General features: G+C 43.5%; 20 protein-coding genes. 10 read left to right on the top strand and 10 right to left on the bottom strand.

Annotation, left to right across the window (positions count from 1 at the left end; translation table 11 throughout):
* Positions 1–55 precede the first annotated feature (55 nt).
* Entirely contained in the window at positions 56–2,191 is a 2,136-nt protein-coding gene (locus tag R1T43_RS08450; protein WP_317354916.1) for a TonB-dependent siderophore receptor, read from the top strand.
* Between the two features lie 147 nt (positions 2,192–2,338).
* Here the strand turns inward: R1T43_RS08450 and cysS are convergent, their stop codons facing one another.
* Positions 2,339–3,721, bottom strand: coding sequence for a cysteine--tRNA ligase (gene cysS / locus R1T43_RS08445; RefSeq protein WP_317354913.1), 1,383 nt, complete (start codon positions 3,719–3,721; stop codon positions 2,339–2,341).
* A 161-nt stretch (positions 3,722–3,882) separates the two neighbouring features.
* On the opposite strand from cysS, the gene R1T43_RS08440 reads away from it, so the two are divergent.
* From R1T43_RS08440 to R1T43_RS08420, 5 genes are all read left to right on the top strand, one after another.
* Complete coding sequence (locus tag R1T43_RS08440) at positions 3,883–4,374, top strand: peptidylprolyl isomerase (protein WP_317354910.1); 492 nt, start codon at positions 3,883–3,885, stop codon at positions 4,372–4,374.
* Positions 4,375–4,494: 120 nt separating this feature from the next.
* Entirely contained in the window at positions 4,495–5,220 is a 726-nt protein-coding gene (gene lpxH, locus R1T43_RS08435) for a UDP-2,3-diacylglucosamine diphosphatase (RefSeq protein WP_211071409.1), read from the top strand.
* 309 nt (positions 5,221–5,529) lie between these two features.
* Complete coding sequence (locus R1T43_RS08430) at positions 5,530–6,150, top strand: OB-fold-containig protein (RefSeq protein WP_317354906.1); 621 nt, start codon at positions 5,530–5,532, stop codon at positions 6,148–6,150.
* A gap of 17 nt (positions 6,151–6,167) precedes the next feature.
* On the top strand, positions 6,168–7,916 hold the full coding sequence (locus tag R1T43_RS08425) for a flotillin family protein (RefSeq protein WP_317354903.1): 1,749 nt from the start codon (positions 6,168–6,170) through the stop codon (positions 7,914–7,916).
* 349 nt (positions 7,917–8,265) lie between these two features.
* Entirely contained in the window at positions 8,266–9,204 is a 939-nt protein-coding gene (locus R1T43_RS08420) for a transposase (RefSeq protein ID WP_317354901.1), read from the top strand.
* Positions 9,205–9,494: 290 nt separating this feature from the next.
* Here R1T43_RS08420 and R1T43_RS08415 read toward each other — a convergent pair whose 3' ends face one another.
* The 5 genes from R1T43_RS08415 to R1T43_RS08395 form a co-directional block, all read right to left on the bottom strand.
* On the bottom strand, positions 9,495–11,720 hold the full coding sequence (locus R1T43_RS08415; protein WP_317354898.1) for a xanthine dehydrogenase family protein molybdopterin-binding subunit: 2,226 nt from the start codon (positions 11,718–11,720) through the stop codon (positions 9,495–9,497).
* On the bottom strand, positions 11,710–12,732 hold the full coding sequence (locus tag R1T43_RS08410) for a xanthine dehydrogenase family protein subunit M (RefSeq protein WP_317354895.1): 1,023 nt from the start codon (positions 12,730–12,732) through the stop codon (positions 11,710–11,712). Before R1T43_RS08410 ends, R1T43_RS08415 begins: the two co-directional genes overlap by 11 nt.
* Entirely contained in the window at positions 12,732–13,244 is a 513-nt protein-coding gene (locus R1T43_RS08405) for a (2Fe-2S)-binding protein (protein ID WP_317354892.1), read from the bottom strand. The genes R1T43_RS08410 and R1T43_RS08405 overlap by 1 nt, the downstream gene beginning before the upstream one ends.
* A gap of 324 nt (positions 13,245–13,568) precedes the next feature.
* Positions 13,569–15,809: a heparinase II/III family protein gene (locus R1T43_RS08400; RefSeq protein ID WP_317354889.1), complete on the bottom strand. Its 2,241-nt coding sequence runs from the start codon at positions 15,807–15,809 to the stop codon at positions 13,569–13,571.
* Between the two features lie 406 nt (positions 15,810–16,215).
* Positions 16,216–17,241, bottom strand: a complete 1,026-nt coding sequence (locus tag R1T43_RS08395) for a zinc-binding alcohol dehydrogenase family protein (RefSeq protein ID WP_317354887.1) — start codon at positions 17,239–17,241, stop codon at positions 16,216–16,218.
* A gap of 137 nt (positions 17,242–17,378) precedes the next feature.
* Between R1T43_RS08395 and R1T43_RS08390 the strand changes: the two genes are divergently transcribed.
* Positions 17,379–18,311: a LysR family transcriptional regulator gene (locus tag R1T43_RS08390; RefSeq protein WP_317354886.1), complete on the top strand. Its 933-nt coding sequence runs from the start codon at positions 17,379–17,381 to the stop codon at positions 18,309–18,311.
* Here the strand turns inward: R1T43_RS08390 and R1T43_RS08385 are convergent.
* The gene (locus tag R1T43_RS08385; RefSeq protein WP_317354884.1) at positions 18,308–18,919 is read right to left on the bottom strand and encodes an ACP phosphodiesterase; all 612 of its coding nucleotides are present in this window, start codon (positions 18,917–18,919) and stop codon (positions 18,308–18,310) included. The genes R1T43_RS08390 and R1T43_RS08385 overlap by 4 nt on opposite strands.
* A gap of 138 nt (positions 18,920–19,057) precedes the next feature.
* Here R1T43_RS08385 and miaE point away from each other — a divergent pair, with 138 nt between their 5' ends.
* The 3 genes from miaE (at position 19,058) to R1T43_RS08370 (ending at position 22,333) form a co-directional block, all read left to right on the top strand.
* On the top strand, positions 19,058–19,816 hold the full coding sequence (miaE, locus tag R1T43_RS08380; protein WP_317354882.1) for a tRNA isopentenyl-2-thiomethyl-A-37 hydroxylase MiaE: 759 nt from the start codon (positions 19,058–19,060) through the stop codon (positions 19,814–19,816).
* Between the two features lie 568 nt (positions 19,817–20,384).
* Positions 20,385–20,981, top strand: a complete 597-nt coding sequence (locus R1T43_RS08375) for a Yip1 family protein (protein WP_211071421.1) — start codon at positions 20,385–20,387, stop codon at positions 20,979–20,981.
* A 147-nt stretch (positions 20,982–21,128) separates the two neighbouring features.
* Positions 21,129–22,333 (top strand): IS3 family transposase gene (locus R1T43_RS08370; RefSeq protein WP_410548979.1). Its coding sequence is split into 2 segments (ribosomal slippage): positions 21,129–21,501 and positions 21,501–22,333, totalling 1,206 coding nucleotides; the frame shifts between segments, so codons are not numbered across the junction.
* Positions 22,334–22,407: 74 nt separating this feature from the next.
* On the opposite strand, the gene purF is transcribed toward R1T43_RS08370, so the two are convergent.
* The 3 genes from purF to R1T43_RS08355 all read right to left on the bottom strand — a co-directional run bounded on the left by purF (position 22,408) and on the right by R1T43_RS08355 (position 25,200).
* Entirely contained in the window at positions 22,408–23,931 is a 1,524-nt protein-coding gene (gene purF / locus R1T43_RS08365; RefSeq protein ID WP_013783506.1) for an amidophosphoribosyltransferase, read from the bottom strand.
* Between the two features lie 14 nt (positions 23,932–23,945).
* On the bottom strand, positions 23,946–24,434 hold the full coding sequence (locus R1T43_RS08360; RefSeq protein WP_317354879.1) for a CvpA family protein: 489 nt from the start codon (positions 24,432–24,434) through the stop codon (positions 23,946–23,948).
* Positions 24,435–24,594: 160 nt separating this feature from the next.
* Positions 24,595–25,200 carry an SPOR domain-containing protein gene (locus R1T43_RS08355; protein ID WP_317354877.1) on the bottom strand — a complete coding sequence of 202 codons (606 nt, stop codon included), beginning with the start codon at positions 25,198–25,200 and terminating at the stop codon, positions 24,595–24,597.
* Between the last annotated feature and the right edge of the window lie 28 nt (positions 25,201–25,228).

Raw genomic sequence — 25,228 nt, 5'->3', positions numbered from 1 at the left:
TAGACTTCTGGCTAATAACAATGGTTGTTAGTCTTACATTTTGAGGAAATAAAGAATGTTGAACGGTCGTAAAGGATGGTTTTACCCTTCCTTAACCGCATTAGCGATAGCGGTAGCTACATCACCTGTTGCACAAGAACAAGACGATGAAAGCCTTGAGCACATTGAAGTTAACCCTATGCAGTCGTATAGAAGTACTGCAACTAAGTCTTCTTTGCGCCCTATTGATTCGCCGGTTAGCATTAGTGTTATCGACCAAGAGCTTTTACAGTTACGCCAAGCACAAACCGTGTCAGAAGCCCTACGCTATAGTTCCGGCGTAACAACTGAAAGCCGACCCACAATCACTATTTTCGACCAGTTTACCATTCGCGGTTTCGATACCTACCAAACCTTTTATGATGGTTTACCGCTTCTAAGTAACAACAGTTGGAACCTTTATCCTCAAGTGGATGCTTTCGCTACAGAATCATTAGAGATTCTGAAAGGCCCTGCGTCATCGCTTTATGGCTTGGTTCCCCCAGGCGGTATGGTGAATCAAGTGGCCAAATACCCTAAAGACGAAGACGAAACTTTGATTCGTGCAGCTGTAGGTTCTGATAACTTATTCGAACTTGGTGTAGATACCACAGGTCAACTGACTGATAACGCGCGCTATCGCATTGTAGCGTTAGGAAGAAAACAAGATGGCTTTCAAGACACTACTGAAAATGAACGCTATACTATTGCGCCTTCTGTCACCGTAGATATTACCAAGAACACAGAACTTACGCTGTCTGCGTATTATCAAAATGACCCTGAAATGGTCCCCTCTACCCCACTTCCTGGTATAGGTACACTCTACGAAGCGCCTTATGGAAAGCTTGATGCTAGCGTTTATGCGGGTGATGAGAATTGGAACCGTTATTCTCGTGAAGTGCTTATGCTTGGCTATAAGTTAAATCATGAATTCAATAACAATTGGTCGGTTTTACAAAAGTTTCGCTATACCGATGCCGATGCACTACAGCAAAACTCTTATCATTCAAGCGAACCACCAACGGATGGTATTTACTTAACCCGCTCCGCCTACCTCACCGATGAAGAAATCGATGGTGTCACTGTCGATACCCAAGTAGCTGGGTTTGTACAAACCGGTGATGTGGCACACAACCTATTGTTTGGTGTGGATTATCAAAATTCAGACTCTACCGTAGCGTATCGCGATACTTTGACCACAGGTACCCCGGCGCTTGATTTGAGCAATATTGATAACGATCTTTTCGATGTAAGTTCGCTTCCATTAGATTTTTATCAAGAAGACCACGTTATCGATATTGAGCAAATCGGTTTCTATCTTCAAGACGAAATTCGCATCGATAACTTCACCTTCTTGTTAAATGGCCGCTACGACCAATTTGAAAGCACCGATGTGGCAGCCAATGAATATGCTGGTTTTCCTTACGGCAGCACTACAGAAATTGACCAAAGTGAATTTTCAGGACGCGTTGCAGCCATGTACACCTTTGATTCAGGCTGGCGCATGTATGCAAATTACTCTGAATCTTTCGAGCCAGTATCAGGCACTGATTCAGTAACAGAAGCAGCCTTTAAACCAACTACCGCAGATCAAGTGGAAATCGGCACTAAGTATATCAGCGGTAACGGCGCAACGACGTTTACAGGTGCTTACTTCGTACTGACAAAACAGAACGTTGTAGTAAATACATCAGACTTTGCCCAGTACACACAAAATGGTGAAGTCGAGTCTAAAGGTATAGAGCTAGAACTTAATACTCGCGTTACTAACGCGCTTTCACTACAAGCAAACGCAACGTTTCTTGATATGGAAGTGACTGAAGATACATTAGACCCCGACGTGGTTGGTAAAACACCAGTATGGGTTGCTGAAGAAAGTGCCTCAGTTTGGGCAAACTACTTTTTCGACGATGCATTAGACGGTCTGATGTTAGGTGCAGGTGTTCGTTATGTAGGCGAAACACAAGCTGACAAGTACAACTCTGATACCGTTCCTTCGTATACTTTGATTGATGCAGTTCTGTCTTACGACATGCCGCAATACGATTTGAAACTAACTGGCAGCGTAAGCAACCTTACTGACAAAGAATATGTAGGTGCTTGCTACGACACCAACAATTGTTGGTATGGTGCACAGCGTAGATTTGAAATTGGTATTGAAAAACGCTTTTAAGCGAATTGCTGTTTGATCATAAGGGCGTAGCTGATGAACTTGGCTACGCCCTTTTTTTGTTTTTCTAGCCAAATTATAAAAACGGAGATAGGCATAAAAAAGGCCAGCTAACGAGCTGACCTTTCAAGTAGATGTATGCGTAAACGCCTAGCCTCTGCGCCAAGTCGTGCCTGCAGGTCCGTCTTCTAATACTATATTTTTAGCATTAAGCGCGTCACGAGCTGCATCAGCGGCTGCCCAGTCTTTAGCTGCACGGGCATCGTTACGCTGTTTTATCAGCGCTTCAATTTCTGCGGCTTCATCGTCGTTTTCACTGCCGCCTTTTAGGTAAGTATCGGGGTCGCTTTGCAGCATACCCAAAATGGCACCTAACCCTTTAAGCACGGCCGCTAGCTTGCTGGCTTCTTCCGCGTTGTCTTTGTTACGGTTAACCTCACGTGCTACATCAAACAATACCGAAAATGCTTCTGGTACGTTTAAGTCGTCATCCATGGCAGCTTCAAAGCGCGCTAAATAACCACCGTAGCTAAGGTCAGTCGACTCATCAATTACCACACCTCGTAACGCAGTATATAAACGTTCTAATGCCGCCTTCGCCTGGGTGATGTTATCTTGCGAATAACTCAACTGGCTACGGTAATGTGCCGACATTAAGAAGAAGCGCAAGGTTTCAGCATCATGCTCTTGTAGCACATCACGAAGGGTAAAAAAGTTACCCAGTGATTTAGACATTTTTTCGTCGTCTACTTGCACCATACCGGCGTGCATCCACACGTTTACGTAAGGAGTGTCATATGCACAGCATGACTGCGCCACTTCGTTTTCATGGTGCGGAAACGTAAGATCAGAACCACCTCCATGAATATCGAAATGTGCACCTAAGTGCTTTTTGTTCATGGCAGAACATTCAATGTGCCAGCCAGGGCGACCTTCACCCCACGGCGATTGCCAAGCAGGCTCGCCTGCTTTTGCCGGCTTCCATAATACGAAATCTAATGGGTCGTCTTTATCTGATGCCACTTCAACTCGCGAGCCCGATTGAAGTTGATCTAAGTCTTGCTTACTCAACTTGCCGTAATCTGGGAATTTGCTTACATCAAATAACACATCGCCGCTTGAGGCTTGGTATGCAAAACCTTTTTCCATCAATATTTTAATAATATCGATGATGTCATCCATATGACCGCTAACTGTCGGCTCTACATCTGGCTCAAGTAGATTGATAGCCGCAAAATCTTCATGCATTTTACCAATAGTGCGCTTAGTTAACGCTTCAAAGCTTTCACCGTTTTCATTAGCGCGAGCAATGATTTTGTCGTCGATATCAGTGATATTTCGAACGTATTTCACATCGAAGCCTAGATGACGAAGGTATCGAACAAGTATGTCGAAACTAAGATAAGTGCGAGCATGCCCCATATGGCTTAGGTCGTACACGGTAATACCACACACATACAAGCCCACCTTCCCTTCTTGAAGCGGCACGAATTTCGCCTTGTCACGGGTACGGGTATTGTAAAGGTGTAGCATAAAGTGAATTCCTAAGTATAAAAATGGCCGCAAAGTTTAGCACTGTATGTCGGCAAATGGTAAGATTTTGCATTGCTTTTTAGCATCGCTACTTCCCCGCATGACTGGTTATGCGTTAATATTACCGAGTATTTACTTATTTAAAGGCAGGACACGCACAAATGGTTACTCTCAAAACAAACTTTGGTGATATCACCCTAGAATTATTTGAAGACAAAGCCCCTAAAACGGTAGAAAACTTTTTAGCTTATGTTAAAGAAGGTTTCTACGATGACACTATTTTTCACCGCGTTATTGACGGTTTCATGATTCAAGGTGGTGGTTTCACTGCTGACATGGATCAGAAAGACACGAAAGATACCATTGAAAATGAAGCAAACAACGGTGTTGCTAACGAGATTGGTACAATTGCGATGGCGCGTACTAACGATCCGCATTCAGCAACGGCGCAGTTTTTCATTAACGTAGGCAATAACAGCTTCCTTAACCACACTAGCGAATCAGTGAATGGTTGGGGCTACTGTGCGTTTGGTAAAGTGACAGACGGTATGGACGTTGTTGAGAAGATCAAAAGCGTTAAGACTGGTTCAAGCGGCTATCATCAAGATGTGCCTGTAGAGCCAGTTATTATTGAAAAAGCGGTGGTAGCCTAGTATCACTTGTTAGCGTATTAATTTATTAAACGCTAACTGTTGCTACATACCCAAATAGAGGCCGTATTGTTTTAAGTCGGCCTCTTCTTTTCAAAACGCCTTTCAAAGTTGTCCATCTTTATGTCATTTACTTACTTCATCGCTGATTTACACCTAAGTGCAGACCGCCCAGACATCACCGCGTGTTTAATGCAGTTCTTAGAAAATGAAGCAAAAGAGGCAGATGCCCTATATGTATTGGGCGACCTTTTTGAGGTTTGGATTGGCGATGATGATGTTACTCCGTTCAATACCGCTATTGCAGACGCGTTCAAATCCTTAAGCCAACATATCCCTATTTATTTTATGCATGGCAACCGCGACTTTGCTATACGCGAAGGCTGGACTAACAAAGCCGGCATGACACTCATAAACGAACCCACCGTAATAGACTTATACGGGACACCCACACTTATCACCCATGGCGATGAGCTTTGCACGAACGATGTGGCCTATCAAAAATTTAGAAAAAAATCGCGAGGTTGGTGGTGGCCAAGACTCATGCTGGCCTTGCCTTTGTGGTATAGACGCCGTGTTGCACGAAATGGCCGCGCAGAAAGTAAAGAAAACCAAAAGCACCTTAAACCGGACATTATGGATGTGACACCCACTGAAGTGGTGAAAGTCATGGAGTTACATAAAGTGCAGCGTTTAATTCATGGACACACACACCGCCCTAATATTCACTCGCTGATAGCAAATGGTAAGCCAGCAACCCGAATTGTTTTAGGTGACTGGTACGATCAAGGCAGTACATTGTGTGTGTCTAGCACAGATATTGCGTTACAAAGCCATAAATTTAAGTAACTTCTTTTCAGCCTTCTCTAAAAAAAGAACTCAACAAAGCATTCCCCCATATTGCATCAGTATGCACGTAGACGATGTTAGCTCGCTAATATAGCCCCCTTGCTTTAGCTCACTTACTAATCGGCAAAAAAATTACAGTTTATTTCAGTAACATTTGTATGCTCACCGGATTACTAATTCCATTAAATACACCATAAAAAGCGCAAAAGCCTATTCAAAAAATCGCCCTCCTTATTATGGTTTTCAGTGGATATATAAACGGAATGTGATATAAAAAGGTTAATAAAAACATCATCAGGGACGGTGGAAATGTTAGACGTTTTGCTGAGTGACGCTAATTTTTGGTTTAGCATCGCGTTAGCCACAGTAGCTATTTTATTTATTATAGAGATTATGGGGCTTGTCTTTGGCATAAGCATGGTTGGCTTGCTTGACGACATGCCTAACTCAAATATTGATGTAGAAAGTAGCTCTATTCTTAGTTTCGGCAGTTGGCTCAATTTAGATAGAGTCCCACTGTTGATATGGCTTGTGGTGCTTCTAACCATTTTCGGTTTACTCGGGTTTGTGACTAATTTTGCCACCCAATCTATCGCTAATATCACCCTGCCCGTTTGGGTTTCTCTCCCTTTTGCCGCCGTTGTCGGTACCTTATTGACTTCGAAAGTGAGTGTAATAATTGCCGCTGTAATTCCAAAGTTTCAAACTTCCGCCATTCAAAGCGAAGACTTCATTGGCGCTGTAGCGCATATTACTATTGGCATCGCATCGAAGGGGAATCCTGCAGAAGCTAAATTCACCGATGATTATTCACAGCCACACTATGTTTTAGTCGAACCTTTCGAAGACAATGAACTCTTCAAGCAAGGTGAGCGCGTTATCCTTGTTAAGAAAACCACCCGCAGCTGGTTGGCCACCCGTTATCAATAATAAATAAGAGACTGAGTATGGAAACCCTTCAAATATCAAACTTACCTTCATTACTTTTTATTGCAGGTATTATTGTTATATCCCTTATCACTATTGGGCTAATTTTTGCCAAACTGTACACTCGGGCAACGAAAGAAACAGCCTTTGTTCGAACCGGTCTTGGTGGCGAAAAAGTCATCAAAGATGGCGGTGCTATAGTACTTCCTGTTGTACATGAAATTATTCCTGTAAACATGAACACCTTACGTATTGAAGTAGAGAAAACGCAAAAAGATGCACTAATTACTAAAGATAGAATGCGAGTTGATGTTAAAGCTGATTTCTATCTACGCGTAGCGCCTAATTCAGCTGGAATTTCCATGGCTGCGCAAACGTTAGGTACGCGTACAACTCGAGCAGAAGAAGTAAAAAAATTAATGGAATCTAAGTTTGTTGACGTGCTTCGCGCCGTGGCAGCGGAGATGACCATGACCGAAATGCATGAGCAGCGTGCCGACTTTGTACAAAAAGTACAGCAGAGTGTGGCTAATGACTTGGAAAAGAACGGCTTAGAATTAGAGTCAGTAAGTTTAACTGGATTCGATCAAACCGACCTTGAGTTTTTCAATGAAAACAATGCATTCGATGCTGAAGGTAGAGCACGCTTAGCTAAAATAATTGAAGAAAAACGTAAAGAAACCAACGACATTCAGCAAGAAAACCGTATTCTTATTGAACAACGAAACTTGGCTGCTGAAAAGCAGTCTTTAGAAGTTAAGCGCGATGAAGAAGAAGCTCGCTTGATGCAAGAGCAAACTCTAGCGTTTAAACGCCAAGAGCAAAAAGCGGAAATCTCGAAGCAGCGTGAAATGAAAGAGCGTGAAGAGCGCGAAGCAGAAATTGCTAAAAACCGCGCTATTGAAGCCGCTGAAATTGAAAAATCTCGCGAAATAGAAACTCAAGAGATTGCCAAAAGCCAAGCCTTAGAGCAGGCCCGCATTCGTCAACAACAGGAAGTTGAAGTTGCCGAGCAGGTAAAACAAATAGCGGTGGCCAACAAATCGGAAGAGGAATCGGCTGCTCGTGCAAAAGCTGCTGAAGCTGAGAAAACGAAAGTTGAAAAAGAAGAAGCAGTTATCACTGCTAAATTGGTGGCCGACGCTGAGCGTAAGAAGCAAATTGAAGTCATCGATGCGCAAAAAGAAGCGGAGCGTGATGCGGTAAACATTACTGTTGAAGCAGCTGCAAAGAAAGAAGCCGCTGAAAATACTGCACAAGCCATTCTCACTGAAGCAAAAGCTAGCGCTGATGCTAAGATGCTTCAAGCCGAGGCCGATGAAAAAGTGCTTGCTGTAGAAGCTGCGGGTAAACAAGCACTCTATGAAGCTGAAAACACGCTGAAAGATGAGCAAATTGAACTGCAAAAATCGCTCGCTATGATGGAAGTATTACCTGGACTGATTGAACAAGCGGTTAAACCACTTGAAAATATTGAGGGCATAAAAATTCTTCAAGGTTATGGTCAAGGCAATAATCCGTCTGGCAATGGCCAAACCGTTGCTACAGGGGGAGGCTTAGCCGACCAGGTTACGCAAGCCGCCCTTAGTTACCGTGCAAATGCGCCAGTGGTAGATGCTATGCTTCGTGAAGTGGGCTTGGTGAATAGCGAAAGTGGTACCCTTGATGACCTACTTACTGGGAATAGTCAGATACTGACAGGCACCGCCGCCAATGCGCCAGTAGCTAGCACTCCAGCTCCGCCACAACCGGATGCACTAACTGAGTAGTTTTGAACAGCTGCTGAGACACCTAAACTAATACTGCCCCTTCATAGGGGCTTTTTTTGCCTAAAGGAACCTAGGTCGTTCTTATGATTTACTTCTTTAAACCCGAGCTCAAACTTGGACACCCACAGTTTATAGATCTAACTTGTACACCCACAGACAAAAAACCTTAATGAGCTCAAACTTGGACACCCACAGTTTATAGATCTAACTTGTACACCCACAGACAAAAAACCTTAATTAAGCTCCCAATCAGCTTTGGACATCCATACAAACCATTCTCAAGGTCAGTAGTTATCTATTTTAACTGAAGTCATAATAGTGAAACTTATTGATATCGTAGTTTCACAATATGCCGCGCCCAAGAAAATCGCTTATTAGCCTACAAGATACTCCCTACTATCATTGTGTCTCGCGTTGCGTCCGCCGAGCATTTCTGTGCGGCGAAGATCATTACAGTGGTAAAAGCTACGAACACCGTCGCCAATGGGTTGAAGACCGATTGCTCAAACTAGCCAATGCATTTGCGATAAACGTTTGTGCTTATGCCGTGATGAGCAACCACACTCACGTGGTACTGCATATCGATAGAGACGAAGCTCTTGCCTGGAGCACTGAGGAAGTTTTGTCGCGCTGGCATTCGCTTCACAAAGGCACTGAATTAACACGCCAGTATGTGGTAACTGAACAGAGGATGTTGATGTCTGATGTACAGGTTCAGGCAGTAATATCAACAGCGAATATTTATCGGCAACGTCTGTACGATATCAGTTGGTTCATGCGGTTGCTGAATGAATACATCGCACGTCTTGCAAACAAAGAGGATGACTGCACAGGCCGCTTTTGGGAGGGTCGGTTCAAGTCCCAATCGTTGTTAGATGAAGCAGCATTAGCTGCTTGTATGGCATACGTCGATTTGAATCCACTTCGAGTGGGCTTAGCAAAAACGCCTGAGACCTCTGACTTCACGAGTATTCAGAAAAGAATCACGGCGGCCAAAAAAAGCATGCAACCTAACTTTTTACTCCCCTTTACTAATAACGTTAGTAGTACGATTAAAGGCTTGCCCTTCAAACTCCAGGATTACTTAGAATTAGTGGATAGCACTGGCAGACAGATAGTGGCGAACAAAATTGGAAGCATCGACCATAGCTATTCCCCTATCCTAGTCCGCACGGGGCTACAGCATATAGACTGGCAAACTATGGTGATGGGCATTGAAAATCAATTTTCGACGTCAATAAGCCTTAATATAGCTATAGGTAAAACACAGAAACTTAAGCTAGGTTAACAAGCAACTCAGCTACTATTTGCATCGCAAGTTATCGCTTTTGTAAGAGAAGCCTAACATCTGTAATGATCTTTCAGTTAGGAAAGTCCTCTCCAAGCCCCTTGAAATAAGCTTTTAATATCAGAAAGTAAACAACCGTTAATTATGCCTATCAGCAAAACTTCTTAGACCTTACCAAATGTGGGTGTCTCAATTTTGCTCTCAATTTTGCTTATAGAAGAAGTTCTGCTCAAAGAAAACCAAATGATGGCGCTACTTATTAACTAACCACCATCTGGACTTTACCGCATCTAGCTTCCGTTGTTGCCTTTCAGCCCCTCCATTACCTTATCCATGGTGATGGGGAACTCTCTCACCCTTACGCCCGTTGCGTCGGCTATGGCATTTGCAATAGCAGCACCAGCCCCTGTAATACCAAGCTCGCCAATACCTTTGGCACCAATAGGCGATGCTTCGTAATCTGGCGTTTCTAAGAAGTCTAAAGCCACATCAGCGATATCTCGGTTTACCGCAATATGATACTCACCGAAATCTGGATTGATGAAACTCGCAGTATCAGTGTGATGATGAATGCCTTCGGTGAGTGCGTATCCTGCCCCCCACACCATGCCACCTTTAATTTGCGAAGACGCCGTTTTTTCATTAAGGATTTTTCCTGCTGAAAAAATGCCATATTGCCTTTTTAAACGCACTTCTCCTGTGTGGGTGTCCACTTCCACTTCAGCGAAATGGGCGCCGCAGGAGTACTGTTCATCGTCACCGGTATCATCCTCGCTCACCTCACCTATTTCAGTTAACGGGAATTCGCTTTCGTCGATGAGCTCCCTTAAGAGAAAACGGCGTGGTTCACTGTGGGTGTCTCGCGCATAAACCACCAGCGTGTCGCCCTCTAACGCTAATTCGCCTACAGAGTCAGGCAGCTTTTTCTCCAGAGCTTTCTTCAACGATTGTTTCAACAACTCACAAGCCTTCATTAGTGCAGAACCTGTACTAGCTGCACCGAACGAACCTCCAGAGCCACAGGAGGTCGGCAAGCTGCTGTCGCCTAGCTGCACATCAACGTTGTCCACCTGTGTATGAAAAGCACCCGCGGCGATTTGTGCCAATATAGTGTAAGAACCCGTGCCTATATCGGTCATATCCGAACGTACGGTAAGCTTCCCTGTACTATCAATGCTAATGCTGGCTGCACTTGGCACCAGCACATTCATTCGCATAGCACTTGCTACACCGTGTCCAATAACCTTTCCTTTTTTGGGGGCAGCTTTATGCTGCCAACCAAATTTTTGAGCGCCATCTTGTAAACAGTCGCCTAGTCTATGCGTAGTGAAGCGCTTGCCACTCACTGGGTGAACTTGAGGTAAGTTTTTAATTCGAAAGGTAAGCGGATCTATCCCTGCTTTAAGGGCTAATTCATCAATAGCCGCCTCAAATGCGAGTGAGCCAATGGCATCACCAGGCGAGCGCGTCGAATCAATAAGGGGGATGTCGGCATCTTTAATCCGATGCGTACTCTTTATATGCTCTGCGCTATAAGTTACTCGTGCACCAGCCCCCGAGGCCTCAGCAAATTCGTAACCCTTCGCTCGCGGCATTGCACTATGGTGTTTTATACCCCCTAATAGCCCTTCGCTGTCACAGCTTAGCTGCATAGATTGAAAACTATTTCCTCTATGAGGCGAGTTATAAAATACCTGACGCCTGCTTAGCACAACCTTCACCGGCCGCTTAAGATACCGTGCCCCTAAACAAGCTAATACGGCATCGTAATGCAAGCCTAGCTTTGAACCAAAACCGCCGCCAATATAGGGGCTTTTCACCTCAATATTCTCTGCATCCAATTCGAAAGTTACCGCTAATGCCTCCACTGCTGATGCGATAATTTGCACACTGGTGTACACCGTAAGTTTGTCGCCATCAAAATTAGCGATGGTGGCATGAGGCTCCATAGCCGCTGATATTTGAGAGGGTGTTGTGTAGTCTACGTCTATCGACACAGCATTTTTATTGTGGTCGCTATCCCCACTTTCAACATCAGCTTCAAATCCACCATCTAACGAGTCAGGCACAGTAGTAGCTTGGTCTGGTGATAAGAGCAAATCGGGTGTTTCAGCATCAATGGTATATTCAACTAGGCTTGCCGCGTAACGTGCCTGCTCTAACGTATCAGCAATCACTAACGCCACTGGCGCACCAAAATGCCGAATATGAGGCTCATTTAATACGGCTCTGCTTTGCGTAAAACGGCTTTCGCTCGCTGGCTTACTAAATGGCTTAAGGGGGCCTGCATTTTTGTAGGTTAAAACTGCATGTACACCCTCAGCATTTTCGGCTTTGTCCGTTGATAGCTGCGTTATTTCACCAATTGCAGTATCAGACGATACTAGCCACCCTGCTAACGGCTTTTCGTCAAACTGTTGCTCTGCTGCATAACGTGCTTGCCCAGTAACTTTTAAAATGCCATCTACGCGACTAATGGGCTTACCCAATACATTCTTTGAGGTATCAATTTTCATAAAGCGCTCCTTCATGGTCACCATTCTCACGCTGATGTTCATAAAGTGAATGCATCACGCTTTTAAATGTATTACGAAGCAAATCAGGTTTAAAATTGTTACTCCCGTACACCTTTGCATCGGCTAATTCAGCGTCAATCGCAAGGTCTAGCACCTCTTCAGAGAATGTCGCGCCAGTGAGTACTCTAATAGCAGAAGCGGGATACCAAGGTTTAGTACCTACCCCACCGAAGGATAAAGTGAGCTTTTCAATGGTATCGTTTTTTAGCACAAGGCCAGCCCCAACCGATACAAGCGCGAAGGCGTATGAAGAACGGTCACGCACTTTGCGATAATACTGCGTGCCGTGGCGCTGCTTAGGAATAATTACGGCAGTGATAACTTCGTCGTCTTTGAGTACATTTTCAATATGCGGCGTAGTGCTAGGTACACAGTAAAAGTCGCGAAGCGGAATGTTTCGCACCTCGCCAGTTTTAGACGTTAATGAAACCTGGGCATCAAGTGCCATCATGGCCACCGCCATATCAGATGGATGCGTGGCGATACAGTCGTCACTTGTGCCTAAAATGGCATGAATACGATTCATGCTAGTTAACGCAGCGCACCCAGAACCAGGTTGACGCTTATTGCAGGCTTTAGTGGTATCGTAAAAATAGTAGCATCGCGTGCGCTGTAACAAGTTTCCGCCTGTCGTTGCTCTATTTCGCAGCTGCACTGTCGCGCCGCTTAACAACGCTTGTGATAGTAAAGAAAGCGATGGTTGATGGTAGGCGTAATTAGCAAGTGCCGTATTGGTAACCATGGCACCAATACGAAAATAGTCATCGTTTTCAGTAATACTTTGCTCATCTTCCCATTGACTTAAATTAACTAATTGAGATGGTGTCTCAACCTGCAATTTCATCAAATCGATAAGGTTAGTACCGCCAGCGATATACTTGGCGCCGTCTTCGGTAGATAGACCGTTAATATCTTGAGTATGTTTTATATGTTGTAAGCTAAAAGGGTTCATTATTGTGGCTCCAAAGCGATAACATCTTCTATCGCATCGACAATATTGGGATAAGCGCCACAGCGGCATAAATTACCGCTCATTCTCTCGCTGATATCTTCTTTTTGTGAGTAATCAGCACTGCAAGTTACCGCACTGGGATTCTTTGCCGCTAGCTCACCAAGTAGCGCCACGCCCGAACATATCTGCCCAGATGTACAATAGCCACACTGAAACGCATCTCGTTCCACAAAGGCTTTTTGTAGTGGGTGTAATTTAGCGTCGCTATCGTTAGTTTTCTTAGCAATACCTTCAATTGTGGTAACCGATTTACCTTCTAGTTGAAACGCAAAAACCAAGCATGCATTGATACGTTCGCCGTCAAGCAATACGGTACACGCACCACATTGACCGTGATCGCAGCCCTTTTTGGCGCCAAACATGGACAAATGCTGATGTAAAAAGTCGAGTAAGGTGGTTCTTGGATCTTCAGGGAGGGGATAAGTTTCTTCATTAACAATAAGTGTAGACATGGCGTTTTCCTAAACCGTACAGCCAGCAATCCATTACTGCTCAAAGGGAGTTGGCTGAATATTTGTCGTTCACTTTGTGGTTACGCTATTCAGTTATTTTAAGTTCATAGAGATAAAACAAGTGAGATAAATTAAGAGGGACAAGTACAAAGGAATAAGTTTAGAAAAAGAAAAAGGCCGCACTCTCTTTTTATGAAGCAGCATGTTAATGCTAGTTTCATCATAAAGATGGGTGCGGCCTAGCTTTTTAAAAGTTAAGTTAGGCTATGCAATTAAGCCAAGTACATTTCGAAACTAAGTTTGAAAAGCACGTATCTAATGCCCTTACTGATAAAAGTAAGGGCCTGTCCAGCTAACTTTTTTACCGTCTATTTTCACGCTATGCTTCGCGCTTTTCGACGCATCCACATTCGAAATAATAAACAGCTGCTTTTCACCTTTCTTATCGGTAATTGAAACGCCAGTATATTTATCGCTATCAAGCACAACCTTCAAATTAGCAATACTGCTCTTGGAATTTTTTGATGACTCGCTTACCGGGCTGTATGAACCATGCGGCTCAATAACAGATACGAACAAGGTATCTTGCGTGTCTGTTCTACGAAGCATAATGCCTGGGTCGCGTCGAAGATTGAACTCGGGATCGTTAGCGCCAATTCGAGTAAACAAAATTTCATCGTTATCATCATTTACGGTGGTCAGCGTGTAGTATTTGCCATGGCTCAACCAAGAGAACTTAGCATTGTCGCCTTGTGCTTTACCACGCCCTTCTACGTACAAATGTTGATAGCCGTTATCATCGCCTAGCGGGCTTAAACTACTTGGCGATTCATATTCAAAGTTCATGTCTAACACTTGCCCCATGTAATAATATGGGAAGTCGTATTGATTTTTCGTGTCTGAATTAACACGCATAATATCCAACATGAAAGGCTTTTCGAAGTTTTCATCTTTAATCAATGCCATGGTGCGCTGCATCTTAGTGCCAGGGTAGGCATTTTCTTCAGTCGCACTCACTACTTTTACATTTTCGTCTTCGGCATCGAACGCAAAAAGGTCTGAGTGATGCTGACTAGCCACATCATACACACCGTTAAAGTGCTTTTTCTCATTGATAGACAAGGTATTGTGAGCAATGGTTGTTTTAGCCCATGTGGTATTTTCTTTTAAGTAATTACCACCGCCTTTTTGCTCAATATTCACAAAACGGGCTAAGCCATAATCTTGCAGTACTTCATCACCTTTTTCATATAATGAATAAGAAAGCTTATCGTAATGGCCGTGGCTCAAACCTTGCGCTGCATACTTGAATACTAGCGTTAATTCTTCTTCACCATGACGCAATACACCAATACCGCCCTGCTTGCCGTCAATACCATCGCTTAAGTTCACCGAGCTTTTAACAAAAGGTTCTGCTTTGCCATCACGCACACCAATAGCCGCAGCCAAACCTGATTCGTCCAACAATACTTGGTTTTGCTTTTCCACTACGCTGAGTAATTGCGGGTTCTTTTCACCGTAAAAATAGGCCAAATCTACCGCGGTTACTAATGAACTACTGTAATACGACATGCCTTTTTGACCGTCGTTAATTGGGAAAAATTCACCATCAGCATCAGATAAGTTAAGTAAAGCACTTACCCCTTTAAGTAGCACATTGTCTTTGTGTTGTAGTACTTTTAAGTCTGGGCGATTGTTTTCCATGGCCAATGCAAAGATAAGGAATGGATACATAGCATAACGCTGATAATAAGGCCCTTCGGTGTAATACCCGTCTGGCGAGAAAGGTTCTTCTAAGTTAGCGAAGAAGCCTTTGCGTTGGCCTTCTACTTTAATAGTGCCGCCGTCGTTGTCTTTACCGCCGACTACTAAGCCGTCATCTTCAATGCCATATAACGCACGCTGAATCAGCTCTTCGTCATTCATAACAAGGCCAATCATACCCACCGCGGCAATACCCCAGGTACTGTGATTGTGAACGCGGTTAAAAAACTGTGGGTTTTCTAACGAAATAAAGTCAGCGAAAGGACGGAACAGATTATTTTCGAGGGTTTCACGCTCTTCAGCTGAAAGATAATCGTAAATGGCATCATAAGCTTGGCTCATGTAAACCAGCCAGTTACTGTCATTTAAGCATTGCCAAAATAGCTTACCACGTGAATAAGAACGTTCTTGCGGATGAAGGGGTAAATCTTTATACATGGCTTCATATTGAAACAACATATCGCGAATATATTTCGCGTATTTTTCATCTTCCAATACTTGAAACAGTACACCGGCTTTTTGCGCGGTATAGAAATTTTGTTTATGGCGTTGATGCGTATAGCCGCCTGAGAAATCTTTAGGGATAGGCGTATCAATGCCCATCGCAATTTCCGCATCTACTTGGCTTTTCACCGAGGAAAGTGTCTCATCAAATAAAGGCACTTGACCCAAGTGCTCTCTCATTTTCTCAACACCAGGTTCGGTAAGAATAAGATTAGGGTGTTCTTTTGCTTGTATGGTAAACGGCGACATGCTGATACCAACGGTTAACAGAGTTAGGGTAAATTTTTTTATATTCATATTATGAGTTCCGTTTTTAACAATTCGCCTTTTTTAGAATGAATTAACAATGGGTGTAGGGTAAAAAATTGTTAATAAGAAGATAGCGAATTGAGGATTAGTACAATAACAGAACCACTCTGGTATAAAAGCTGACCACTGCGAGAAAATGCAAAAACAATCAACTATTTGTTTGAAATTTAGTCTTGCTTGGTATTTTCACTGAAAATTTGCACAGGCGGGCATTGAATAGAGGGGTAATTAAGGATGTAAATAGGATAAACGTGGCGTACCGTTTTGTGCGCCACGTTGGATAAATTATTATTAGCCCGGTTAGATTATACCGAGTTAGCTAGCACCTAGCTAGGAAGCACCGAGCTAGCGCTATCGCATCTAACTCGATAAACGATTATCCGTTACAGAAAAATTAGAAGCCTTCTAGAACAATTTTCCCAATCGCCGTACCTGCTTCTAAGGTTTTATGCGCTTCTATCAAGTTTGCCGCGTTAATCTTACCTAGGTGCTTACCCACCGTGGTTTTTACATGACCAGAATCAATCAGTGTTGCCACATCAGTAAGCAATTCACCTTGAGCACTCATATCTTCTGTTTGGAACATAGAGCGAGTAAACATGAACTCCCAGTGTAAAGAGATACTCTTTGGCTTAAGCTTTGAAATATCTAGCGCTTCTGGGTCGTCAATAAGGGCAATTTTGCCCATCGGCTTCATAATTTCAACGTACGCATCTAAGTAAGCATCAGTAGCATTCAAGCTTGCCACATGGGTAACTGGCCCAATGTTTAGCGCGGTGATTTGTTCAGCCAATGGTTGGCGATGATCAACAACATAATCTGCGCCTAACCCCTTCACCCATTGTTTAGAGCTTTCACGAGAGGCGGTTGCAATAACCGTAGCGCCGGTTAGGGTTTTTAGCAGTTGAAGCATAATAGAGCCAACGCCACCTGCCGCACCTACCACTAATACGGTTTCGTCAGTTTTCTTAGTATTGCCCGCTTGTTGTTTTTCAAGCGCCAAATGTTGGAACAATAGTTCCCATGCAGTAATTGCGGTAAGTGGTAATGCCGCCGCTTCACTATCAGACAAGCTTTTAGGAGCACGGCCAACAATACGTTCATCAACTAACTGAAACTCTGCATTAGTGCCTTGGCGCGTTAAATCACCGGCATAATAAACCCGATCGCCCACATTCAAGGTTTGCACATCGTCACCCACCTCAACCACTTCACCTACGGCATCCCAACCTAAAATTTTTGGTTCGCTATTTTCAGGTGAAACACGTTGGCGAATTTTAAAGTCTACCGGATTAACGGCAATGGAATTGATTTTAACCAGCACATCACGTCCCGATGCAGCAGGCTTGGCAAGCTCTACATCCATTAGTGCGTTTTCATCTGTTATAGGTAAAGATGTAGTGTATCCAATTGCTTTCATCGAGAAATCCTCTTCTGTTTAACTAACTTACTGAACGAATGTGCATATTGATATGCGATGAGAACATAATACGCCTTGACTGTTTCAAATTAAACAGCACAATATTTGAAACATTTTCAATAAAAAATAGATAATCTATGTTACTTGAAGATCTCATTGTTATTTTAAAGGTAGCGGAGTTTCGCAGTATTACTGCCGCAGCATCTAGTTTAGACATGCGCACAGCAACAGCCAGTGCTGCAGTTAAACGAGTTGAAAGTACGCTGGGTTCAGACCTTTTTATTCGAACCACTCGCTCCCTTCGTTTATCTGCCGCGGGTGAACGCTACTTACCCATTTGCGAGCAAGCCATCACTATGCTTGAACACGCAAAGCAAAACTTGCAAGAAGATACGGGCAATATTGAGGGCGAATTACGCTTAGGTTTATCGTCAGATTTAGGCCGTAATGTTATCGCCCCCTGGCTTAATAGCTTTATGGATGAGCACACCCAGATCACCATAAAACTGCATTTAAGCGACAGTAATATCGATTTTTATCGTGACCCCGTTGATATCGCCCTTCGGTATGGCTCGCCAAACGATGCCAGCTTGTACGGTTTTAAAATATGTGAAGTCCCTAGGCTATTGGTAGCCTCCCCCACTTATTTAGAGAAACACGGCACACCCAAAACCTTAGAAGACCTACCGAAACACAACGGCCTTTTTTACCAGCTGCGCGATATTATTTATAACGAGTGGGAAGTTACCCGCAACAATCAGCCTGTAAAAATTAAAATGCAGGGAAACCGTGCTGCTAACGACGGCGACATGGTGCGCAGATGGTGTGTGAATGGCCATGGCCTGGCGGTAAAATCGAGTTTGGATATGTGTGACGACCTACTTAATGGCCGCGCAGTGGCGTTAATGCCTGAATACATTGTTAAACCTACCCAATTATGGCTAATCTGCCCGAGCAGACAAACCATAACGCCAGCGGTAAGGTTATTAAGAGATACCCTTAGGACGCACTGCCAATATCAACTACAACAACTTGTAGCGGCAGGTGTTGTTACCGAAGATCGTATCTAAATCGTGATGAGTCCACTAGGGGTGCCGCACTCAGGGCCCTGTTGTTGAACATGGTCAATTAAGGTAGGGAAAAAGCTTAGAAACAGGCTATCTAAGGTTGTGAAGTTTGCTTCTATATCTTGCACGCACTGAGCAAAGTCATTTTTAAATCTTATGCGTTTCGCGACTGCCTGTATGGCATAACCTATCCCTTCAAATTGTGCATAGTCTGCAAACCAATTTTGCGTAATCATGTGTGAAACACTGCGCTGCATAGGCGTGGGCATAATAGGCAGATTTTTCTCTAATAACAAAAAGCTGTGATCACAAAATGCTTCAAAGGAAATGTTAGAAAACCGCGCCCAATGGGTAATTAATAGATGGTCGAATAGCATATCTATTGCCACGGGCGCAAAGCGCCTATGCTCTGGTTTAAAGAGTGCTTTGGCTTGTTTCACGCTGGCATGACTGTCAGTAAATCTATCTACCGTATAGTGGTTTTCCAAGCCCTTGCTAACCCTAAGGCTAAGCGTGTCGAGTGCAATACCTTTGCGAAAATCACCAAGTAAATTTCCATAGTGAGAATCGGCATTGGGCTGGGCTAAAAAAAGATGTGCGAGGTAATTCATGGTTCTATTATACCCAAATAGCTAGCAAATCGTTTACCCCATTAATATTGTTTTAGTATTTACTACGTCCCCATCGGTTCGAAGTGTGAATGTGGTACAATTACGGTTTACGTTAGCCCTAATTTAGTTTTAAAGACCGTGAATACGATAGAATTACTTGCCCCTATAAATACGTTTTTACACGCTACAACACCAGATGCGTGGGTTGAAGAAGCTACCAAGCCTGAAAACTTTTCGATGCTGCTTTTAGATCATTTGATTTGTGAGCTTAAAGCATCTCAATCGGCCATGTTTCTTATTCGAAAATATGCTGTTGATAAAGAAAGTAGCGATGCCCTTTTGGCGTGGCTGCAACCTTTCGAGCAATACGTGTACAAGCGCGAAGGCGACTGGCGAGACTTACCGTCTAAAAACAAACTGTCTAAGTCTGTTATTCCTCGTTCCGACTCAAAATACGGCCAAGATCTTATTGATAAAATGGTATTACTGATTAAAGAAGAGTTACACCACTTCTTTCAAGTATTGGAAATGATGGACCATTTCGATATTGAGTATCGAAGCATAACGCCCTCGCGCTACGCAAAAGGGTTGCTAAGACACGTTAAAACCCATGAACCTGACGCATTAGTTGATAAACTTATATGCGGTGCTTACATCGAAGCTCGTTCTTGCGAGCGATTTGCGAAATTAGCGCCCCACGTTGATGCAAAGCTTGGTGAGTTTTATATTTCATTGCTTCGCTCTGAAGCGAGGCATTATCAAGATTACTTATCGCTAGCCACGGACATTGCGGGCAAAGACATTTCACAAAGGATTGCTTACTTTGGTGAGGTAGAGGCGGAATTAATCACCACCAGTGACAGCGATTTTAAATTCCATAGCGGGCTTCCAGCTTAAGGCATTGACGAAGCACTTATAGGCTTTAAAACCAGAAGCGTTTACCTGTGATAATGCGTGGTGTCATGCCACGCTTTCAACTAATTATTTCTTACCACCTTTTCTCTTTGAGTCTTGTTTACTTATTTTTATTCATACCTTTTTTCTTGTCTGAATGTTCTTCTCTAGTTATTTGAATGCGCTTATCTGGCTGCTCTCAACTAATTGATCTCGCCTGATGCTCATACCTGATGGCTTTTACTTGGTTGCACTTATCTGATTAGTCTTCTTTTACTTGGCTAACCGGGTCGATAGCACCGCCTTACCTAAGATAATCCTTATATTTATTAAGCTATTTAGCCTTCAATTCGTTTAAATTTCTGCCTGATTTCGACCCATATTGGTGCACCTTAGTAATTTAGTTTAATAAGTGCGTTTTAGGGCCGAATTTTTACACTATTTATTTGACTGATTCATCATCCTGTAGCAAAATTGACGTGTAAATTAAATGTTGCATTTTATACTTTAGTATTAACATTGATTCTTATAAAAAATAATACTCTTCAGACTTTCTCAGAGGCGAAGGACAATGCTTTTAAACCATGTTATTGGGATGTACACGCATCCGAAAGAAGAATGCCGTAATATCGATAGACGCCAAGAAACATTTTTCTACGCATTTAGCCACATTGCTATTATTGCGTTAATACCCACTATTGTGGCGTATTACTCAACGGTCTATACGGGCTGGAGTATGGGCGGAGAGCTCATCAAATTAAGTGAAAGCAGTGCGCTATTAATGGCGACGGGTATGTATTTTGGCTTAGTTGCTGGCGTAGTAGCCTTGGCAGTCGTTATTCACGAGCTCGCTAAAGCGTTTGAATCATCAACCACTTTCACGCAATCATTAGAGTTAGCCGCTTACACCGCTACCCCATTATTTATGGTGGGCTTTGCAGGTTTGTATCCCGAGCTTTGGGTGGTTATGACTGCACTACTAGTAGGTGTGAGTTATTCAGTCTATTTACTTTTTTCTGGTGTGCCTTTGTTAATGCAATTGCCGCAAGAAAAAGGATTCATCTATTCAAGCTCAGTAGTTACCTGTGGGCTCGTGTTAATGGTTATTTTAATGACTGGCGCAGTATTATTGTGGGGTATTACAACAGGCCCTATTTTTGCCAGCTAGTGGTAAGTAAACAGAAGATGTGAATTGCTTCACCCATTTTGCCAAAAAGTAATGAACACAAAAAAGCCGCTTAATAGCGGCTTTTTTTATGAGTATGACCCATCCTAAATAGCGTTGACACTTTTCAAACTTAATTTGGAGAGTGCAATGAAACCAAATAGTAAAAGAACTCAACGTGATTATTCACTCGCTTTTAAACTGGCAGTTGTAGACCAAGTTGAAAAAGGCGAATTCACATATAAACAAGCGCAAGATCACTACGGAATCCAGGGGTGTTCAACTGTTTTAGTTTGGCTTCGTAAGTATGGTCGTTTAGATTGGATGAATGGAACACCGAAGTTTCTAAAGCGAGGCCACGTCGTGGATAAACCTAAAACAGAACTCACTCCCGAACAGCGAATTAAAGCGTTGGAGAAAGAGCTTGCTGATACGAAAATGAAAGCTGATTTCTTTGAAGCGGTCGTAAATGTCCTTGAAAGTGACTATGGAGTTAGCGTTGTAAAAAAGCGCAAAAGAAAGTCATCCAGGAAAAAGTGATATACGGGGTTTCCGTTTCTAAAGCTTGTCGTTACCTGAACATATCTCGGCAAGCCTACTACCAACACTGTGCTCGCTCCCTTAAGCGCGAAGCGCATGAGGATAGAGTTATTCAATTTGTCCGACAGGAGCGAATGACTCAGCCTCGTATCGGAGCTCGGAAGCTTAAGTATCTGCTTGCTAAGGTGAAGATAAATATTGGCAGAGACCACCTCTTTAATTTACTGAGAGAAAAACGACTACTGGTGCCGACAAAGCGCGCCTATCACAAAACAACGAACAGTCATCATCGGTTCCGTTGTCATCCCAACCTTATCAAAGCGGGTTTTAAAGCAGACAAGCCTAATCAGCTATGGGTAGCGGACATTACATACTTACCGACGCGAAGTGGAGAGAGTTACCTAAGTCTCATTACTGATGCTTATTCACGGAAGATTGTGGGCTATCAGGTTGACGATAATATGAGAACTGAATCAGTTAAGAAGGCGTTCACACTAGCACTTAAACAAAAAACGACAAATGAAAAGCTTGTACATCATTCTGATAGAGGCATACAGTATTGCTCTGAAGAGTATCAAAAACTCCACAACAAGTATAACGTCCAATGCTCCATGACAGATGGTTACGACTGCTATCAAAATGCTCTTGCAGAGCGAATAAATGGTATTCTGAAAAACGAATACTTGCTTACAAAACCTCGTAATTTAGAGGAGGCGAGAAAGATGGTCGCCGAATCCGTAGCAATCTATAATGACAGGCGGCCACATATGGCTCTAAAATACAAAACGCCCGATGAAATACATCGGGCGTTTTAACCGAAATAAGTGTCAACTTATTCTAGGACAAGTCAGTAAAGCACATAGCCAAAACTATCTGCTGGGCAATTGACCTAGTCGTTAGAATCGATATTGTGCATATCTAAATTGCTCAATTCTGCTTGCAGAATAGGCGCTTCACGAGACTTTTCTCCACGCGAGATATCAATACGTTCAAGGTAGTCTTGGTCTACATCACCGGTAATATAATTGCCGTCGAAAACAGAGGTTTCAAAACGTTGAATTGAATCGTTTTCTTCTCGTACTGCTTCAACCAAATCAGTGATATCTTGGAAAATAAGACCATCCGCTTGAATAAGGTCAGCTATTTGATCGATTTCTCGGCCATAAGCAATCAGTTCGTTGGCGGAAGGCATGTCGATACCATATACGTTAGGGAAACGTATTTCAGGGGCTGCTGAGGCGAAGTATACCTTTTTAGCACCAGACTCTCTGGCCATCTCAATAATTTGTCCAGAGGTAGTACCGCGAACAATAGAGTCATCAACCAACAACACATTCTTGCCTTTAAATTCAGACGAGATAGCGTTTAGTTTACGGCGCACAGACTTCTTACGCATAGTTTGGCCAGGCATGATAAACGTGCGGCCAATATAGCGATTCTTCACAAATCCTTGGCGGTATGGCAACTCTAAGGTATTGGCAATTTGCAGTGCCACATCCATAGAGGTTTCAGGAATAGGAATAACAACATCAATGTCTAAATCGCTCCATTCACGGGCAATTTTTTCACCTAATCTGCGGCCCATGTTCACGCGCGAAGCGTAAACTGAAATACCGTCGATAAAGCTATCTGGACGTGCAAAGTAAACAAACTCAAAAATACAAGGTGAGGTAATGGGGTTCTCAGCACATTGTCTAGTATGAAGCTCACCATTTTCAGTAATGTACACTGCTTCACCCGGCGACACGTCACGGATGAATTGGAAGCCAACTGCATCCAGTGCCACACTTTCAGATGCTACCATCCACTCTTCGCCAAGCTCTGTCATACGCTTACCTAGCGCTAACGGGCGAATACCGTGTGGGTCACGAAATGCCACGATACCCTGGCCGATAATAGCGGCAACAACCGCGTAAGCACCACGAATTTTCTTATGTACTTTGGTGACGACTTCAAAGATATGCTCAGCAGTAACACTTAGCCCTGCCACCTGCTGTAGCTCGTGAGCAAGAATGTTTAATAATAACTCTGAATCAGATGTGGTGTTGATGTGACGACGGGCAATTCGAAATACTTCTTCTTGCAGATCGTGAGCATTGGTTAAGTTACCATTGTGCGCAAACGCAATACCAAACGGTGAGTTCACATAGAAAGGCTGTGCTTCTGCTGAGCTCGAGGTGCCAGCAGTAGGATAGCGAACATGCCCAATACCCATATTGCCCGATAAGCGTTTCATATGACGCGTATGAAATACATCACGAACCAAACCATTTGCCTTACGCAAATTAAACATATTTTGGTCGATGGTCATTATTCCAGCGGCATCCTGTCCACGATGTTGGATTACCGTTAAACCATCGTACAAAGACTGAGCTACTGGTGTTTTACCAACTATTCCGACAATACCACACATGTGCGTTACCTATATCAAGCGGGATTTAAGAAACTGGAGGAGCCTTTCACATACGTGAAAAACCACTCAATAATGACACCAAATTCGGGAATAAGTACCGACGTTTGCCACCACTGCGATGAGGCAGCAGCAGAGAAAGTGTCCATGAAAAAGAGAAGCGCACTAACGATAAGAACTCCGCGGAGCGCTCCAAATACAATGCCTAAAACGCGATCGGTACCTGACAGGCCTGTTGCCTGAACCAGTTGCCCAATTGCAAAATTCAACATGCCGCCTAACATCAGAGTTGATACAAATAAGGCGGCAATGGCAGCGCCATTTCGAAGATAAAAATCATCGATGGCAGTAAAGTATACGGCTAAGTCGGCATAAAAATGGCTGGCAATAAAGAGTGCGCCAAACCATACCACAAGAGAGATGGCTTCTTTAACAAACCCTCTAATGAGGCTTATTAAGGTAGATACCGCAACGATACCCAATATGGAAAAGTCTACCCAGTTCATTGTCTCTTAATTGCGTTATAGTCGCGGAAGTTGTTAGTAGCGACATGCCGTTGGCGAGATGGCGCGCATTCTAACAGAAGCCAGAAAAATTACCAATGTGTAATATTTCTAGCCTCTAATTTTTACGGCGTAAAAAGTACTGTGTACCTATCGGTTTACACTATTCTACTTTGAACGTGGTGACCTTCCCTTTAAGGTCGGTGAGTTCACGCAAATGGGGCAATGCAGCCTCTAATTTTTGCTTTTCTAAGTCTGGGCCAACAAACACTTTGTTGAGCGGGCCTGAGTTAGTCATTATCCGGCGACTAAACGCACGGTATCCCGCTTTTTCAAGCTTATTCAATAGTGATTTTACGTTTTTCTCGTGGCGAAAGCTGCCTAGTTGTATCACCCAGCCTGCGTCATCCACTGTGGATGAGTCTGGTGCTTCAACAACGGTTTGACTAGCTAGAGAGTCTTCCGGCGTTATTGACGCCTCTACGGGCTCAGCTAACGCTTGAGTCTCACTGGGCGCTGACGTTGGGCTTTCATCATCCAGCGCCTTATCGTCCGTTACCGTAACGGGCAACTGTGCAGCTTTAGCTACCCGCTCGCTCGGAAAGGCTTCGGGCTCTACAATGGGTTTCTTAGGAGGACTTGCAGGAACAGATACAAACGGTTCTTTATTGGTTTGCTTCTTGCCATCGAGAAAGTCTGGTAAAAAAATAACTGCCAGCGCCACAATGATGATGGTGCCCACGAGTCTATTCTTTAATGCCGACGTCACTATTATCTCCTGTTGAACTTATTGTTCG

Source organism: Alteromonas sp. CI.11.F.A3, assembly GCF_032925565.1.
Taxonomy (GTDB): Bacteria; Pseudomonadota; Gammaproteobacteria; order Enterobacterales; family Alteromonadaceae; genus Alteromonas.
Note: the sequence above shows the minus strand (reverse complement) of the source record. Positions and strands in the feature narration are given on the sequence as shown.